This window comes from Pseudoalteromonas sp. GutCa3 (assembly GCF_002836155.1).
Classification (GTDB): Bacteria; Pseudomonadota; Gammaproteobacteria; order Enterobacterales; family Alteromonadaceae; genus Pseudoalteromonas; species Pseudoalteromonas arctica.
On the sequence record NZ_PJBK01000092.1, the window covers coordinates 1 to 16504 of the forward strand.

General features: G+C 38.6%; 14 protein-coding genes. 2 read left to right on the forward strand and 12 right to left on the reverse strand.

Annotated elements, in window-relative coordinates; translation table 11 throughout:
- Positions 1–125: 125 nt before the first annotated feature.
- The 12 genes from CXF64_RS16980 to CXF64_RS17035 all read right to left on the reverse strand — a co-directional run bounded on the left by CXF64_RS16980 (position 126) and on the right by CXF64_RS17035 (position 12758).
- Positions 126–2858 (reverse strand): ExeM/NucH family extracellular endonuclease, encoded by a 2733-nt coding sequence (locus tag CXF64_RS16980; RefSeq protein WP_101217593.1) that lies wholly within the window; start codon positions 2856–2858, stop codon positions 126–128.
- Positions 2859–2986: 128 nt separating this feature from the next.
- Positions 2987–3997: a porphobilinogen synthase gene (hemB, locus tag CXF64_RS16985; protein ID WP_007579839.1), complete on the reverse strand. Its 1011-nt coding sequence runs from the start codon at positions 3995–3997 to the stop codon at positions 2987–2989.
- Between the two features lie 12 nt (positions 3998–4009).
- Positions 4010–5863, reverse strand: coding sequence for a sensor domain-containing diguanylate cyclase (locus tag CXF64_RS16990; protein ID WP_024589475.1), 1854 nt, complete (start codon positions 5861–5863; stop codon positions 4010–4012).
- Positions 5863–6648, reverse strand: a complete 786-nt coding sequence (locus tag CXF64_RS16995) for a TatD family hydrolase (RefSeq protein WP_101217594.1) — start codon at positions 6646–6648, stop codon at positions 5863–5865. The genes CXF64_RS16990 and CXF64_RS16995 overlap by 1 nt, the downstream gene beginning before the upstream one ends.
- Complete coding sequence (locus CXF64_RS17000) at positions 6648–7166, reverse strand: hypothetical protein (protein ID WP_101217595.1); 519 nt, start codon at positions 7164–7166, stop codon at positions 6648–6650. Before CXF64_RS17000 ends, CXF64_RS16995 begins: the two co-directional genes overlap by 1 nt.
- A gap of 1 nt (position 7167) precedes the next feature.
- Positions 7168–7908, reverse strand: a complete 741-nt coding sequence (gene tatC, locus CXF64_RS17005; RefSeq protein ID WP_101217596.1) for a twin-arginine translocase subunit TatC — start codon at positions 7906–7908, stop codon at positions 7168–7170.
- 48 nt (positions 7909–7956) lie between these two features.
- Positions 7957–8289, reverse strand: a complete 333-nt coding sequence (tatB, locus tag CXF64_RS17010) for a Sec-independent protein translocase protein TatB (protein WP_007579851.1) — start codon at positions 8287–8289, stop codon at positions 7957–7959.
- 5 nt (positions 8290–8294) lie between these two features.
- Positions 8295–8543: a Sec-independent protein translocase subunit TatA gene (gene tatA / locus CXF64_RS17015; protein WP_101217597.1), complete on the reverse strand. Its 249-nt coding sequence runs from the start codon at positions 8541–8543 to the stop codon at positions 8295–8297.
- Positions 8544–8623: 80 nt separating this feature from the next.
- Entirely contained in the window at positions 8624–10228 is a 1605-nt protein-coding gene (gene ubiB, locus CXF64_RS17020; protein WP_101217598.1) for a ubiquinone biosynthesis regulatory protein kinase UbiB, read from the reverse strand.
- Between the two features lie 9 nt (positions 10229–10237).
- Positions 10238–10921 (reverse strand): ubiquinone biosynthesis accessory factor UbiJ, encoded by a 684-nt coding sequence (locus tag CXF64_RS17025; protein ID WP_101217599.1) that lies wholly within the window; start codon positions 10919–10921, stop codon positions 10238–10240.
- Positions 10922–10932: 11 nt separating this feature from the next.
- Positions 10933–11688, reverse strand: a complete 756-nt coding sequence (gene ubiE, locus CXF64_RS17030; protein ID WP_101217600.1) for a bifunctional demethylmenaquinone methyltransferase/2-methoxy-6-polyprenyl-1,4-benzoquinol methylase UbiE — start codon at positions 11686–11688, stop codon at positions 10933–10935.
- Positions 11689–11771: 83 nt separating this feature from the next.
- Positions 11772–12758 (reverse strand): GGDEF domain-containing protein, encoded by a 987-nt coding sequence (locus tag CXF64_RS17035; RefSeq protein WP_007579862.1) that lies wholly within the window; start codon positions 12756–12758, stop codon positions 11772–11774.
- A gap of 358 nt (positions 12759–13116) precedes the next feature.
- On the opposite strand from CXF64_RS17035, the gene CXF64_RS17040 reads away from it, so the two are divergent.
- Entirely contained in the window at positions 13117–14895 is a 1779-nt protein-coding gene (locus tag CXF64_RS17040) for a DUF885 domain-containing protein (RefSeq protein WP_101217602.1), read from the forward strand.
- Positions 14896–15007: 112 nt separating this feature from the next.
- Positions 15008–16474 (forward strand): FMN-binding glutamate synthase family protein, encoded by a 1467-nt coding sequence (locus CXF64_RS17045; RefSeq protein WP_198551148.1) that lies wholly within the window; start codon positions 15008–15010, stop codon positions 16472–16474.
- Positions 16475–16504: the final 30 nt, after the last annotated feature.

Below are 16504 nucleotides of genomic sequence, written 5' to 3' on the forward strand. Positions count from 1 at the left end.
ATTACTAGAAGATTCACAGATCGTCTGAACATATTACGGGGGGTTTAATGAAGCTTGTCTGAATTACATTTGTATAAAATAAAAAAGCCGCAAGAGCGGCTTTTAAATGTTTAGATTTAACTTAGTTATTTCTTTTTAAATCGACGCACTATTGATAGTGGTGCTAAAAGAAGTGATAACCATAATAATGAACCTGCATCATTATCATCATCTGAGCGTAAGTTATTTACTTTCACGGCTACTTTTTCAACGTTAGATAAGTTACCCACGCTATCCTGAGCTTGCACTGTTAAAGTAATACGATTTTCAAATTCGTAATCAATTTCTCCAGCAACAATTAGCTGCCCCTGATTGTTAATAGAAACGCTGTCATTATCAGATGTAATAAATTTAACAACTGGTGATTCATCGGCATTTGGATCACTAAAATCGAGTGTGCCGATAATTGTGCCAATTGCGCTGTTTTCATCGACTGCAAAAACTTGATCAGCTTTAATAACTGGCGTTTGCTCTTCAGGTGTTAAAGTAATTTCAGATTTAATATCAATAATTACAGGGTCGTGATCTGATGCGCGGTATGCACTTTCAGAGTACAAACTAGATTGTTGACCTTCGCTTTTAAACTCTACATTGTAATCAAGAGAAATAGGTTCATCTGCGTTGATGTGCCAATCTGTTGCTGCGACAATTTTGCTAAGTAGTGATTGGGTAGCTACTGCATGATCTAAACTACCTGCGCGACCAGAAAAACTGTAAGAATAACCAAGCGTATCACCATCAATTTCTGCAACTACATTTTTGTAGCCTTTATCAGCAAATGCACGTATAGGATCTTCCATTGCGTAAGCATTCATATCGCCGACTAAAATAGTATCTTCGTCGTCAACACCGGTTGGTTTGCTATCAAGCCAATTTGCGAATGCATTAGCACCTTCTGTGCGTATTTCATTCCAACAGCCTTGTCCATCACCTGAATCTGCATTGTTTCCAGAAGCACTACCACAGCTTTTAGATTTAAGGTGTGACACAGCAACAGTAAATACTTCATCAGTTTCTAATGATTTAAAGCTTTGTGCAATTGGAGCACGGTTACTAAAATCAAATGGAGCCTCAGTCGTAATAGCAGCAGTACCTACTTCTTCTACTTTGTTAGCACGATAGATAAGTGCGGTAGTAATTGCATCGGTACCAATTTGACCTACGTTAAAATCAACAAATGCATAGTTGTTAGCACTATCAGCGTCATTTAATGCATCTACTAAGCTTGCAATTGCACTAAATTCGCCAAAACCATCATTTTCAATTTCCATTAAACCAACAACATCGGCCTGGATAGCGCTAATGGCACTTACAATTTTAGCTTCTTGGCGAGTAAATTCAGCTTCTGAATCTGCACCTCGGGCTGTCGGGAACCCTCCGCCTTGGCCATCACCATTAAAGTAATTAAGTACGTTAAAGCTAGCTACACGTAAATCTGCTTCAGCATTAAGTTCAGGCGCATTTTCACGTGCATTTGTTGCAATAAACGAAGGTGCTACAGTTGGGTGGATTCTGTAAAGGCTAAAGCTATAAGCAAGTGCCCCCGTAACCGTATTAACTGTATCGCCAGTACGTAATGTATTTTCTGCTGATAAGCCTGGAGTTGGGTAGGCTGTAGGGTCTAAGTTTTGTCCTGTAGAGCCATCATCTAGTAAAATCTTTTTAAGTAGATTTTCAGTTTCAACTGCATTAGCTGCATCTCCAGGTAATGCAACTTGGGTACCTTGATACAAGCGTTCTGTTGCTAATTCAACTTCACCATATCGACCAAGGCCAAAGTTATTAGTTACTACTAATGGTTGTTCTAATGTAACTAACATACCTTCAAAAGCTTCTAAATCAGTTGTATCAGCTAAAGGTAAAGTGATTTTTGTAGCTGCTGCAGCTAAACCAGTGCCACATACGGCAACTTGGCTAACACTGCCGATTTGTGTTGCATCAAAATATTCTTCTACAGTACCTTGTACACGTACATGGTCGCCTACGTTTACGTCAATATCTGCAAAATAAACAAATACACCTTCAGAGGTGAGAGGATTTGCATCTATGTCAGCAGCAAGTGAGCTAACGAAAAAGCCTTTTAATTGATCATCATCTTGGAAGTCTGCGGTTACAATACCCTCAAACTCTACTAAAGTATTAACAAGCGGGCTTGCAGAGCTATCGCCTTGTATAGCGTTAATTAGTACTTTTTCTGCGCCACAAACAAGTGGTTCAAGTGGTTCTGGTTCTGGAATTGGTTCAGGAGCACTGCCTTCAGAACCAGAATGAGAACCTAATCCATCGAATGTATCTATATCAAATTGAACCCATTCATCGCTAGGGCTAAACGCTGATGTTGAATCAGTGCGGCCTGTTGTAATACTGTCTTTTCTACGGAGTGTTTTGTTTTGCGTTTGTGCTGAGGCATCAGACCAAAATGACCCTGGATCTACACCCACTTGACCAAAGCTATCGACTACAATACCATCTTTTGTTAACACAAGAGCATCGTCACCGTTGTAAAATGTAACAGTGCTAGTAGTATCGGAAATACTTAGTATGTCTTCAATTGCGCCGGAGTTGGCAATTACGTATGTTGTATTTGCAGCTAATTCACCTGTTAAAGCAATAGAATTTCCTACAGTATCGCTACCGTTTGAATACAGTCCTAATGTGTATCCATCAAGTACTATTGAGGTAGGTGCATTATTATAAAGCTCAATTGCTTTATTATTACTGCTTCCCTCTATGTATTCTGAAATGATTAGATCTGCAGAGGCTGGTGCACTGAGACTTGCTATAACAAGTGCGAGTGGTGTTATTTTTGTTTTAAACATTTTTTTATTATTCCCGTGTATTAATCCCAAAATGGGACACCAGTTTAGAGAATAAATATGACGAAAATAATACAAAAATGTAAACGAATGTAAACAAAAGGCGATTTAACCGCCTTTTTATAAAAACCTTACTTTTTAGCTAGGTATTGTGCGGCTTGCTTAGCAAAATAGGTCAATATTCCATCGGCGCCTGCACGCTTAAATGCAAGTAAAGACTCCATTATAGTAGCTTCCTCACTTAACCAACCGTTATCAATAGCTGCTTTGTGCATTGCATACTCGCCACTTACCTGATATGCGAAAGTAGGTACACCAAACTCGTCTTTAACACGACGTACAATATCTAAATAAGGCATGCCAGGCTTAACCATGACCATATCAGCGCCTTCTTGTAAGTCTAATGCGACCTCACGTATTGCTTCATCAGAGTTTGCAGGGTCCATTTGGTAGGTTTTTTTATCGGCACCTTTTAAGTTCCCAGCAGAACCTATTGCATCTCTAAATGGGCCATAGTAGCTAGATGCGTATTTAGCTGAGTAGGCCATAATACGGGTATGCACAAACCCATCAGCTTCAAGTGCTTCACGAATTGCAGCAATACGGCCATCCATCATGTCCGAAGGGGCAATTACATCAGCGCCCGCTTCTGCATGCGAGAGTGCTTGTTTAACTAAAATTTCGGTGGTTACGTCGTTTATTACATAGCCTGTGTCATCAATAATGCCGTCTTGACCGTGCGTCGTGAATGGATCAAGTGCACCATCAGTAATTACACCCAACTCAGGAAAGGCTTCTTTTAAAGCGCGAACAGTACGTTGCACTAAGCCATCGTCATTATATGCTTCTTCGGCAAATAGTGATTTTTTGTCCGCAGGGGTTACCGGAAAAATAGCAACGGCAGGTACGCCAAGTTCAACAAGTTCTTTTGCCTCAAGCAATAGTAAATCTATCGATAGACGTTCAATACCAGGCATGGATTCAATTGCTTCGCGGCGATTTTTACCTTCAAGTACAAATACAGGGTAAATTAAATCGTTTACGCTAAGTTGGTTTTCGGCCATTAAGCGGCGAGAAAAGTCGCTGCGGCGCATTCTGCGCATGCGAGTATACGGGAAAAGGTCTAATCCTGATTGGGCCATATTAATATGCTCCTACTGTGGTAATGGAAAAGTGATTACTTGATTACGGCCATGTTGCTTTGCGTAATAAAGTGCTTTGTCGGCGCACTCAGTAAAAATTTGAGGATTGCTAACATCATCAGCAATGCTGGTGTATACACCAGCGCTAATTGTAAATTGAATATCATTATTGGCAACCGTTACTGTACTGGCTGAGATAGCTGCTCGTATTTTTTCAGCTATGTCTTGTGCACCTTCGCTGGGGGTATTAGGTAATAGCACCACAAACTCTTCACCGCCATAACGAGCAACTTCATCGAGTGGTCGCTTTAAATGATCTTTTATAAGGTCAGATACAGCTTTAATAACTTGATCGCCAATTATGTGTCCGTATGTATCGTTAATGCTTTTGAATCGGTCTATATCAAGCATAACAATACTAAGCGGCGTTTGTTCACGGCGAGACCGACGAAGCTCCATTATTAGCTTTTTATCAAAAAAGCGTCTGTTTTTTATTCCGGTTAAAGCGTCTTCGGTATTGAGTAACTCAAGTGAGCGGTTTTTTTCTTCAAGTTCTCTGAGTGTAATTTGTAATTCAAAGGTGCGTTCGTCGACTTGTGATTCGAGTTCTTGGCGTGTTTTTTCTTGTAACTTTAAGCGCTCTTTAAGTAGCGTATCTTGAGCCGCATTTTCAGCAATCAAGGTTTGCTGAGCAATTACTTCTTCATCACGTTGCAAAATAAATAACTTCATTACACTGTAGCATAGACAAAATGTGCAGCTAAAAAAGCATGTAAATACAAATGCTAATGTACTTCTGTCAAAGGCGTATAGCCCTATTACTGCAACAATAAAATAAAGCATCACCACCAAGAAAAAAACTAATACGAGCAGTAGCGCTTTATTAGGTTTAGAAGGTGATAAACGTATGCACATAAGTGTAGTTGCAATATAAAAGCCTAAAACGATTGGGATAGTAGTTAAGCAAAATAGTGTCACTATATGGTTTGGAAATAGCCAAATAAATAATAACGAGACACCTAATGCGTTAACTACCACTTTTTGAACCGTTAGTAAAAAAGAGGGCTTTGGATGGCAAATTTGCTTTTGTAAAGGCAAAAACATTAAAGCAATAAGCATAAGTAATACAGGGATCATAACTTGCTGTAATGCTGGCAAATTAGGATGAATATATTTTAGGCCAAAGCCACAAATGTAGGCTAATAAACTACCTAATGTGAGGGTAATTAAACCAGCATAAACAAAATAACGTTTACGTGAAAAACTATATAAAACTAAGCAACTCACACCTAAAGAAAATATAAAACCAATCAATAAGCCATAGAGTAAATTAAGTTTACCTTTATGTGCCAAATAAGCTTCTGGTTGCCACAGCGTTAAAGGGACTCGCAAGCCGGAGCTATTCGTCACTCTCATAATAATAATGGTTTCGCTATTTGCAGGGCTAATTAATTTAACTAATAAAGATTCACTCTTAATCGCACGTTTATCAAGGGGGTATGCATCGCCAATTTGGGTGTGAGAAATTAATTGCGAGTTATGTAACTGATATACTTGAACGTCGTTTAGCAGAGGGTTGTTTAGTGACAACAGTTGTTCGGTATTATAACTAAGCGTGTTTTTTATTTTAAATTTTATCCACACAGAACGCTGCTCTAGTCCTAAATTAAGAGGTTTTCCTGTGTTTTTTAGCCACTGTATATGGCCACTTTGTTGTGCACTTAATAGCGATGTTGGTTCAAAAGAGTAATACAGATTATTGATGTTTTGAGAGTTAAAATCGTGTTTTATTATTACCGGGTTTGCGAAAGAGCAAAAAGTGCAAAGGAATACCAATAGGCTTAAAAGTGCCTTTGCATAGGCCATTAACGATCTTCTAAACCAAAAACACGGTGAAAATTTTCTGTAGTTTTACGGGCTACAACTTCTTCATCTATTTGATAAAGTTGTGCAACCGTTTGACAGATATAAGGAAGCAGAGCGGGTTCATTTTTACGCGATTTAGGCTTTGGCTTAACTGTTCGTGGAATTAAAAATGGTGCATCAGTTTCTATTAATAATCGATCTAGAGGAATACTAGGCACTAGTTGTTGTAAATCTTTACCACGCCTTTCATCACATACCCAACCCGTTATACCAATATATAGACCTAAATCTAAATATTGTTTTAGAGCTGCTGAGTTACCTGTAAAGCAGTGGAGTACACCGCGAATATTAAACTCTTTTAAAATACTTAGCATGTCGTCACTTGCATCACGTTCATGTAAGTAAACAGGTAAATCTAATTTTTCGGCAAGTGCTAGGTGGCGTCTAAAAACACTAAGCTGTACATCGCGAGGCGAAAAGTCACGGTTATAATCAAGGCCGCATTCACCAATCGCTATGACTTGCTTATTGTTTGCAAGTGCAGTTAATTGTGCTTCTAATTCATTTGTCGCCGATTTAGCATCATGCGGGTGGACACCCGCCGTAGAATATTGAAGATGTTTTATCGCAAGTTCAAGTGATTGCTGACTACTTGCAATATCACAACCTATAATAAGCATATTTGTAACCCCGGCTTCGCTTGCGCGGGTAATTACATCTCGATGCTGGTCATCAAATTGATGATTAGTTAAGTTAACCCCAGCATCAATTAACGTATATGACATTACTTAGTACGTTTAACGCGAATAGAGCGGTTTTTACCGTCTTTTTTCAGTAAGAAAGAGCTGAATGCACCGCGACTAATTATAATTGTATCATTTTCTTTTAAACGCATGCTGTCAGAGCCAATTTGGCGCCATTGTTGGCCGTTATCTAGTGAAATAATTAACTCGCCATAAGCAGCTTCATCAATTGATGTAATCATGGCTTTTATTTCAGTTTCTTTCTCTACTTGCTCTTCTATTTTATGCTCTAAACCAAAATTGTCAGCTTTTGCCTTTGCTTGAATTGGTGCTGCAGCTACGACTTGAGGCACATTATTAGCCGTTGGTGGAGTGAGCGTTTTTGTTATTGTTGGCTTAACCAGTGATTTACCAGCAATTGTATTGTCATAGCAAAGTAATCGGTTAAAGTCATTTTCAATAAAGCTACATGCTTGCAGGGCCTGAGTATTAAATTCAGTTTGCGCAGCAAAAGTAGGCGCACTTAATAAAACCAATAGTGAGAGTAGTTGTTTTTTCATTTTATTCCTCAGATTCTTTTTGTGGTTTGGCGGTATAAAATTTTGCTAAAATTAAACCTAGTTCAAACAAAAGAAGCATCGGAAATGCTAATAATGTTTGTGATAAAACATCAGGCGGTGTTAAAAACATTGCCACTACAAATACACCCACCACGATATAAGGGCGCTTTTCTTTTAAGCTTTTTGTTGTTGTTGCGCCACTCCAGCATAGCAGCATAATAGCTACTGGAATTTCGAAAGCGACACCGAATGCAAAAAATAGTTTTAATACAAACCCTAAATAGCTACTTATGTCGGGCGCAAGGGTCATCATTTCGGGGCCGGTACTTGTAAAAAAGCCTAAAATAATTGGCAGAACTACAAAATAACAAAAAGCTATGCCGCCATAAAATAATATTATACTTGAGGCGAGAATGGGCATGAGCATTTTTTTTTCGTGCTGATATAACCCCGGTGCTATAAAGCCCCAAATTTGATGCAATATCCACGGAATCGACGCAAATAAAGCGACAAATAAAGTAAGTTTGAAAGGTGCAAAAAAGGGGGCTGTTACATCGGTTGCAATCATAGTCGCAGTACTTGGCAAATGCGAAACTAACGGCTGTGCAACAAAGGCGTAAATATCATTCGCAAAATATACTATGGCAATGAAAATAACTAAAATGCTCAATAGTGCTTTTATTAGCCGATCACGTAACTCAATTAAATGCGCTACAAACCCCGATTTTACTTCCTCAGCCATTATTTTTTATACCATGTAGTAAGTTGACCACAAAGTGAGAAATAAATTTCACTTTTTCTCATCAAGTTGTTGGTTATTTGATGTATCAGATTGTGTTTTTTTGTAGCTGTGAGTAACTGATTCAGCCGCTTTTTGTAGCTCTGTTAATGAACTTTGTAGCTCAGGGCTTAAGTCTTTTAGTTCTTGTTGTTCTGCTTTTTTAAGGTTTTCGTGAAGTTCATGAATACGCAGTTCTTCACTTACTTCGGCTTTTACTGAGTTGGCAAGTGATTTAGCGGTTTTAACCCATTTACTCACTGTTCTAATAGCAACAGGTAAGCGCTCAGGACCGAGCACCACTAAGCCAACAATAAAAATAACAACAAGCTCCCACATCCCCATACTAATTAAACCTTATTGCTATCTTTGCTTTTTTCAGTATTGGTTGAGTCGTCAACGGTGCTTTTTTCTGATTGTTGAATTTGCTCTGATTTTTCTTGCTCACTCGCTGTGTCGTCCGACATTGCTTTTTTGAAGCCTTTAACAGCGCCTCCAATATCACCACCCATACCGCGTAGTTTTTTTGTGCCGAAAAGTAAAACTATGATCGCTAAAACAATTAATAATTGCCAAATACTAATACCACCAAAACCCATGGTTTTCTCCAATATATAAAACGGTTAAATGTATATTTTAAATACTAATTATACGCCCAATAGCGCAAATAGCACTCAGTTTATGCGTTGCGCCATGCTGCAATAAAGCTAATAGCAGATAAGGCTATTGCAATGCTTGCAGCTACTAAATCGTGCTGTAAATAACAAAGTGTTGCCATAATCATTGTAGCACTACCAAATAAACTCAATATTAAAGGTTTATGAGATACCTTTTGTTCTTGAGGTTGATGAGCGTGTGGTGCACGCTTTAAATTTTGGTAAATTAGATCAGGTAGTTCAGGCATTTTTTCAGCCCAAAATGGCAAGTTAGCATACATTTGCTTCAGTACTGATAGCGGTCCAACTTGCTGCTTCACCCAATCTTCTAAAAAGGGTTTGGCTGTTTTCCATAAGTCGAGTTGCGGGTAAAGCTGACGCCCTAATCCTTCAACGTATAATAAGGTTTTTTGTAGCAATACTAATTGCGGTTGTACTTGCATGTTAAAACGACGTGCAGTATTAAATAGATTTACGAGTACGTGACCAAATGAAATTTCAGCCAAAGGTTTATTAAATATAGGCTCGCAAACTGTGCGAATCGCAAATTCAAATTCTTCAATGCTAGTATCTGGTGGTACCCAACCAGAATCTACGTGTAGCTGTGCAACTTGGCGATAATCACGATTAAAAAAGGCGATAAAGTTTTCAGCTAAATAGCGTTTATCTTCTTTGCTTAACGTACCAACTATACCGCAATCAATACCGATATACATTGGATTTTCAGGATGCTCGCGAGAGACGAATATATTACCAGGGTGCATGTCGGCATGAAAAAAGCTGTCTCTAAACACCTGCGTAAAAAACACTTCTACGCCGCGCTCAGCAAGTAATTTCATATTAGTGTTTTGCGCCAGTAATGCATCCGTATCAGACACAGGTATACCGTAAATACGCTCCATTACCAGCACATTGCTACGGCTGTAATCACTGTAAACTGCAGGGATATATAATGAATCAGAGCCTTCAAAATTGCGTTTTAGTTGAATGCCATTGGCACCTTCGCGCATTAAGTCGAGCTCGTCTAGGAGTGTTTTTTTGTATTCTTTAACCACTTCAACGGGGCGTAGACGTTTTGATTCGTTATGGACTTTTGCAAGTACCTTAGCGAGCTTTTCCATTAACGCTAAGTCGGCATTAATTTGCTCGTAAATATTGGGTCTAATAACCTTAATTACTACATCTTGCTCAATGCTTTGCTCATCAATAAGCTTTGCTGTATGTACTTGCGCTATAGATGCTGAGGCCAGTGGAATTTGTGAAAACTCACTAAACAATTCACTTATGTCGTTAATTTCTAGCGCTTTTTCTATGATTTTTTGTGCAAGTGCGCCTTCAAATGGCTGAACTTGATCTTGTAAAAACGCAAGCTCTAAAGCGATATCATGAGGGAGTAAGTCACGACGAGTTGAGAGCATTTGGCCAAACTTAATCCAAACAGGACCAAGCTCTTGTAGTGCCAAACGTAAACGTAGTCCTGCAGGTTTTTCTTTGTGCTGATTACGCAGCCAAAACAAACTGCCACGAGCTACTTTACCAAACCAAGGGATCTTATGTTTTGGAATTAGCTCGTCTAACCCATAGCTAAGTAATGTTTTGGTGATGTTATACAAACGTGCAGTCGACACAAAAAATCCTTAGAGGGTGTTTGAAGGTGAAAAAGAGTTTAACAAGGTATTTATACGCTGCTCAACAGCAGCGACTTGGCCTTTGAGTTCTCTATTTTTTTGTTTAAATTGCTCAAGTTCTAATGGGTGAATAGTAATTGCGAGCTCATCTTGGCATAAACTTGTAAGCATTGTACTTATTTTAGTGTTGGTTTTGCTGCTCTTTTGTTTTAGTTTTTTTAAGTGCAGATATAACTGCTGAGCGGGGGTATCGCCAATGTATCTAGAGAGCTGTTCAGGCCAATCAATATCAATGCCTGAAAACGCATTGCTATAAGTTTGCGCAATATTTAAATCGCCTTGTAAGTCGAGCTTATCTTGGCGAATTAACTGGGTAAGCATAGCTGGGTTTTTAAGCGCTAAAAGCGTGTCTATGTCTGCGCTGATCATACAATCTGCGTTTTCATTATTTTGAGCACTGTATAAGTGTAATTGCTCAGCGCTATAAACAAGTTGGATGCTTTGTTGCCAATCTCTTACTTCAACCACTAAGCGCTGATGTTTAACGGCGCTTAGCTTTTCAGATAATTGTGGGTCAAGGCTAAGTGCTTGATTTAGTACACGCTCAATAAGCGAAAGTACAAAATTAGGTAACATAAAAAATTCAGATGGCATTGCATCATTATTATTTTTTGTTATTTTCTCAAGCGCCATAACTGCTAGCCTTAATATTTAAAACCACGGTGCAGCGCAACAATTCCGCCTGTGAGGTTTTGGTATGTTGTTTGCTCAAAGCCTGCATCTTCCATCATCGCTTTTAGCGTGTCTTGATCTGGATGCATTCGAATAGATTCAGCTAAATACTTATACGATTCACTGTCGTTAGCAACTAGCTTACCCATTGTAGGCAATAAATTAAATGAGTAAAAATCGTAAGCTTTACTAAGTACGTCATGCTCTGGTTTTGAAAACTCTAAAACAAGTAAACGACCACCTGGCTTTAAAATGCGGTACATAGAGCGTAATGCTTTGTCTTTATCGGTAACGTTACGTAAGCCAAAGGCAATAGTGATCACATCAAAGCTATTATCTGGGAACGGTAGCATTTCTGCATTCATTTGTACGTAGTCGATATTGCCCACTAATCCAAGATTATGCAGTTTTTCACGACCAACTTTAAGCATAGATGAGTTTATATCACCCAAAACAACTTGACCCGTTTCGCCCACTAATTGGCTAAACTTTACCGTTAAGTCGCCAGTGCCGCCGGCTAAATCGAGTACATGATGGCCTTTACGAACACCTGAGCTTGCAATAGTTTGACGTTTCCATAAACGATGCACCCCAAAAGACATTAAATCATTCATTACATCGTATTTTGCAGCTACTGAGTGAAATACATCAGCAACCATAGAAGCTTTATCGTTCTCGGCTACTGTTTTATAACCAAAATGCGTGGTCTTTTGTTCGGTTTCGTTCATGATTAATCTCTATCGTGACAATAGAGGTTAGTGTACTTTATTGTACACAGTAGGTGCAATTTGAATATGATTTATCAGGTAATTTATTGCCCTGCAGTGTAACTACTTTGACCTAATGAACGTGCTTTAAAAGCCGCATGAGATGCTTTTTTTGCTAACTGATTAAAATCATCTTCTTGTTGATGCTGAGCAATTCCTAGTGATAAGCCAATACTTGGTAGCTTGATACCTGTTTTTGAACTAACAAAGCGTAGCTTTTCGACCCCATTTCTTACTTTCTCGGCTATCACATTGGCCGTATCTGGGTCGATGTCGGCGAGCAAAACAGTAAATTGATCTTTAGCTGTGCGACCAGGTAAGCCACTTTGAAAAACATATTTTTGCACTTGCTTAGCAACTTTACTCAAAATGACTTCACCAATAATATCACCATAATTTTTAGTAAAGTGATCAAGGTTGTCTATTTGAATCGCTATTGCGCAAATAGATTTTTGTTGATTAGTCCACACTTGGGTTTGTTGCGTTAAATAATGGCGCTTATAAAGCCCTGTTTGGCTATCAATAATATGCTGTTTACGAAGTTGAGTTAGCTGCTTTTGTGTTTTTTCGTGTAGTTGTTTGGCTTTGCTTAGTTCTTGCTTAAATTGCTTATGTTGGTTGAGTAATTCGGCGGTTTGATTATGAAGAACTTCAAGCGCTTGACGGCTTTGTTCTATGTTGTTCTCATCTAGCGAATGTACGCATTCGCTCACTTGACCCGCAAAGCGAATTATTTGCTTTTCAGTAGCTTGAGAATTTTGAGAAAGTGAGTTTATAACACCATCAACATTTTGAATCATGTTGACTTGCGCTTTGTGGCCAGTATTTAAAAACTCAGAATGTAGTTGTTCAATTAAAACGCTATCTATATTGTCTTCAACAGCGATAGCACGGTCTAAAGCTTTATTTAGCTTGAGATTAGTTTGACTGGTATAAGCATAAATAACTTGATAATTCAGCGGCGTAGGTGGGAGCGTATAGCGCTCTAAAAAAACACACACTTTGGTCATTTTTTCTTGTGCAATAGCCATGGAATCATGGAACATCATTTTAAATACCAACTAAGTACGCATAAGTGCAAATTTTAAAATATCTCATTCCATGAGGCGGTTATGCGTCCGAGCTTTTTATTATTTTTTTATACAGTAATCATTATCCGAGCTATTTAAAAGCAAAAACGATAGTTAGGGAACTTAAATTTTGCTTTAGCAGCTCAATCGCTGTTTTTCTCATCAATTAGGCTGGTTTTTACTTCATTTAATGTATGTAACGTATTAATACACTTGGTATAAGTAGGGATTATTACTATGAGGTTGGTCTCATTTACTTGCTATTTATTTACCCTACGATAGCTTTATGAAATTAATAACACTGCTAAGTTACATTATAATGAATCATTTTTTAATTAAGCCACTTCGCCAATCTTTATTTGGTATCACGGTTTTGTGCTCATTAAGTGCATGCCAAATGACCATGCAAAATTCAGATCAACAATTTACTAAAGTAGCGCAAAGTATTGTTGATTATAGAGAAAGCATTAACCCTTACGATAGTGTAGGTGGTGTTGAAGGTTATTTATTACCAAATTTATCCCCTGAATTTTTAGCGCAAGAATATAAAAATAAAACGCGATTACTTGCTGAATTAGACACTATTAATATTGAAAAGCTAAGCGATGAAAATCAAATTAACTTCGATATTATTCGAGCTCAAGTACAAAACAGTGTCGATGAATATGTATTTAATGCGCACTATATGCCGCTCACCTCTGAATATGGGTTTCATTCTGGTTTGTCTTACATAATAAATAGCTCTAAATATAAAAACCCGGAAGATTACCAAGTGTATCTTGCACGATTGGCGCAAGTTCCACGCTTTTTTGAGCAAAACATGTATTGGATGAAAAAAGGGCTTGAGACAGGGCTTACTCAACCTAGAGCTGTATTAGAAGGTTATGAAGATTCAATTAATGCTTACATTGTTGACGATGTAACTACGTCTGAATTTTATAAACCATTTTTAACTAACACAGCTGGTTTAAGTGAAAGTGAATTTAAAGCACTACAACAAAAAGCTAAAAATATTATAAAAGAAGAGGTTATAAAATCTTATAAAGATTATTTAGCGTTTTTTACGCAGCAATATCGACCTGGTGCACGTACAAGTATTGGTATATCAGATACACCTAATGGCGAAGCGTTTTATAAAAATAGAGCTAAGTACTACACCACTACCGATATGACACCTAAAGAGATTCACGAACTTGGCTTAAAAGAAGTTGAGCGAATTCGTAGTGAAATGGAAAACGTAATAGCAGAGGTAGGTTTTAAAGGCACGTTTGCCGAATTTATCCACTTTTTACGCACTGATCCACAATTTTACGCCACAACACCAGAGCAACTTTTAAAAGAAGCATCTTATATTGCTAAAAAAATGGATGCACAACTGCCTAAATTATTTCATACCTTACCGCGCAAACCTTATGGTGTAGCACCTGTACCGGCTAGTATTGCACCTAAATACACAACCGGTCGATATTCAGGCTCTAATCGAGATGATGAAGCAGGGTATTATTGGGTAAATACTTACGCTTTAGATAAGCGCCCTTTGTATGTTTTAGAAGCATTAACACTGCACGAAGCCGTGCCTGGCCATCATTTACAAATATCACTTAATGCAGAGCTTGAAAATCTGCCGAGCTATCGCCGTGATGCTTACCTCTCGGCATTTGGCGAAGGTTGGGGGCTTTACTCTGAGTATTTAGGTTTAGAGGCAGGCTTTTATCAAGACCCATATAGCCGTTTTGGTCGTTTAACGTATGAAATGTGGCGAGCAGCGCGTTTAGTTGTTGATACAGGTATGCATATGTATGGCTGGAGTCGCGAGCGTGCCATGAACTTTATGAGCGAAAATACAGCGCTTTCGTTGCATAACGTTAAAACCGAAACCGATCGTTATATTACATGGCCTGCACAGGCGCTTTCGTACAAAATAGGTGAGCTTACTATTAAGCGTTTACGCATTGAAGCAGAGCAAGCGCTAGGAAAAAGCTTTGATATTCGTGAATTTCATCATCAAATATTACGCCATGGTTCAGTGCCTTTATCGGTACTTGAAACACAAGTGCGTTTATATATAAAAGCAGAGTTAGCTAAACAACAGAATTAGATATAAGGCAGTTAAAGCCTTGAACAAATAAAAGTGTTATGTCATTTTGGTGGTATAGCACTTTTTTATTTTAAAAACAGTCATCAAGGGGCCTTGGGTGAGTAATTTTATAATGTTTAGTATTGATGTATTTGCAAGTATGTTTATTGTTGTTTTAGGGTTATTGGTTTTAATCGTTGTCGTTTTTTATATTCGAGATGTAACACAAACCAAGCATGCAATTAGACGTAATTACCCTGTTATTGGTCGCTTTCGATATTTTTTTGAACGCCAAGGTGAGTTTTTTAGACAGTACTTTTTTGCTCAAGATAGAGAAGAAATGCCGTTTAACCGCGCTGAGCGTAGTTGGGTTTATCGTGCAGCAAAAGATGTTGACCGTACGGCTGCATTTGGCTCCACGCAAAGCTTAGAAGTAACAGGTACGGTTATGTTTATGAACTGTGCATTTCCTACTTTAGACGAAGAAGCGCTCGACCCGAGTAATGTTACTTTGGGTCCATACTGTAAAACACCTTACACGACCAACTCGTTATTCAATGTATCTGGTATGAGTTTTGGTGCGCTTTCAAAGCCAGCTGTACGAGCCTTATCAAAAGGGGCAAAACTAGCGGGTTGTTGGATGAACACCGGTGAAGGGGGATTAAGTCCTTATCATTTAGAAGGTGGTGCCGATTTAGTGTTTCAGATTGGTACAGCTAAATATGGTGCACGAGACGAGCATGGAAGTTTAAGTACCGAAAAGCTAAAAGAAATAGCGGCTCACGAACAAGTAAAAATGTTTGAACTTAAAATGAGCCAAGGTGCAAAACCAGGTAAAGGCGGTATGTTACCAGGGCGCAAAGTTAACGCCGAAATAGCTAAAATTAGGGGCATACCAGAAGGACAAGATTCTATTAGCCCCAATGGTCATCCTGAAATTAAAAACCCAGCCGATATTCTCGATATGATTGCCACTGTACGTAACGCGACAGGTAAGCCTACAGGCTTTAAAGCGGTAATTGGTGCTTACGGATGGTTAGAAACGTTGTTCGCTGAAATAAACCACCGTGGTATAGAGTCTGCACCTGACTTTATTACCATAGATAGTGCTGATGGTGGTACGGGCGCAGCACCACAACCGCTTATGGATTCAGTGGGTTTACCACTTCGTGAAAGTTTACCGCTTGTAGTTAATATGCTTGAAAAACATGGGCTGCGAGATCGTATTAAAATAATCGCCTCAGGTAAATTAATTGTTCCTTCAAAGGTGGCTTGGGCGTTAGCGCTCGGTGCTGATTTTGTTGTATCGGCTCGAGGGCATATGTTTGCACTGGGCTGTATTCAGGCAATGCAATGTAATAAAGATACCTGTCCGACGGGTATCACTACGCATAACGAGCGTTTGCAACGCGGCTTAAATGTAGCTGATAAAGCGCAACGAGTAGCTAACTATAATAAATACATTCATTACGGAGCTGGGCTAATAGCCCATTCTTGTGGTGTGACTAGTGCACGCGAATTAAAACGTGAACATGTACGTATAGTGCAAGAAAGTGGTTTATCAGAGCCGCTCGATAAAATTTACGAAAACTATAAGTAAGTTTTTAACTAACTAAAAAAGGCGCTAATA

Bases quoted from the DNA above. Each gene is read 5' to 3' on its own strand.
- tatC (WP_101217596.1), bottom strand. From the start codon at position 7,908: ATGGCTGAGGAAGTAAAATCGGGGTTTGTAGCGCATTTAATTGAGTTA.
- CXF64_RS17000 (WP_101217595.1), bottom strand. From the start codon at position 7,166: ATGAAAAAACAACTACTCTCACTATTGGTTTTATTAAGTGCGCCTACT.
- CXF64_RS17025 (WP_101217599.1), bottom strand. From the start codon at position 10,921: ATGGCGCTTGAGAAAATAACAAAAAATAATAATGATGCAATGCCATCT.
- ubiE (WP_101217600.1), bottom strand. From the start codon at position 11,688: ATGAACGAAACCGAACAAAAGACCACGCATTTTGGTTATAAAACAGTA.
- CXF64_RS17035 (WP_007579862.1), bottom strand. From the start codon at position 12,758: ATGGCTATTGCACAAGAAAAAATGACCAAAGTGTGTGTTTTTTTAGAG.
- hemB (WP_007579839.1), bottom strand. From the start codon at position 3,997: ATGGCCCAATCAGGATTAGACCTTTTCCCGTATACTCGCATGCGCAGA.
- CXF64_RS16995 (WP_101217594.1), bottom strand. From the start codon at position 6,648: ATGTCATATACGTTAATTGATGCTGGGGTTAACTTAACTAATCATCAA.
- CXF64_RS17040 (WP_101217602.1), top strand. From the start codon at position 13,117: ATGAATCATTTTTTAATTAAGCCACTTCGCCAATCTTTATTTGGTATC.
- CXF64_RS16990 (WP_024589475.1), bottom strand. From the start codon at position 5,863: ATGGCCTATGCAAAGGCACTTTTAAGCCTATTGGTATTCCTTTGCACT.
- tatB (WP_007579851.1), bottom strand. From the start codon at position 8,289: ATGGGGATGTGGGAGCTTGTTGTTATTTTTATTGTTGGCTTAGTGGTG.
- CXF64_RS16980 (WP_101217593.1), bottom strand. From the start codon at position 2,858: ATGTTTAAAACAAAAATAACACCACTCGCACTTGTTATAGCAAGTCTC.
- tatA (WP_101217597.1), bottom strand. From the start codon at position 8,543: ATGGGTTTTGGTGGTATTAGTATTTGGCAATTATTAATTGTTTTAGCG.
- CXF64_RS17045 (WP_198551148.1), top strand. From the start codon at position 15,008: ATGTTTAGTATTGATGTATTTGCAAGTATGTTTATTGTTGTTTTAGGG.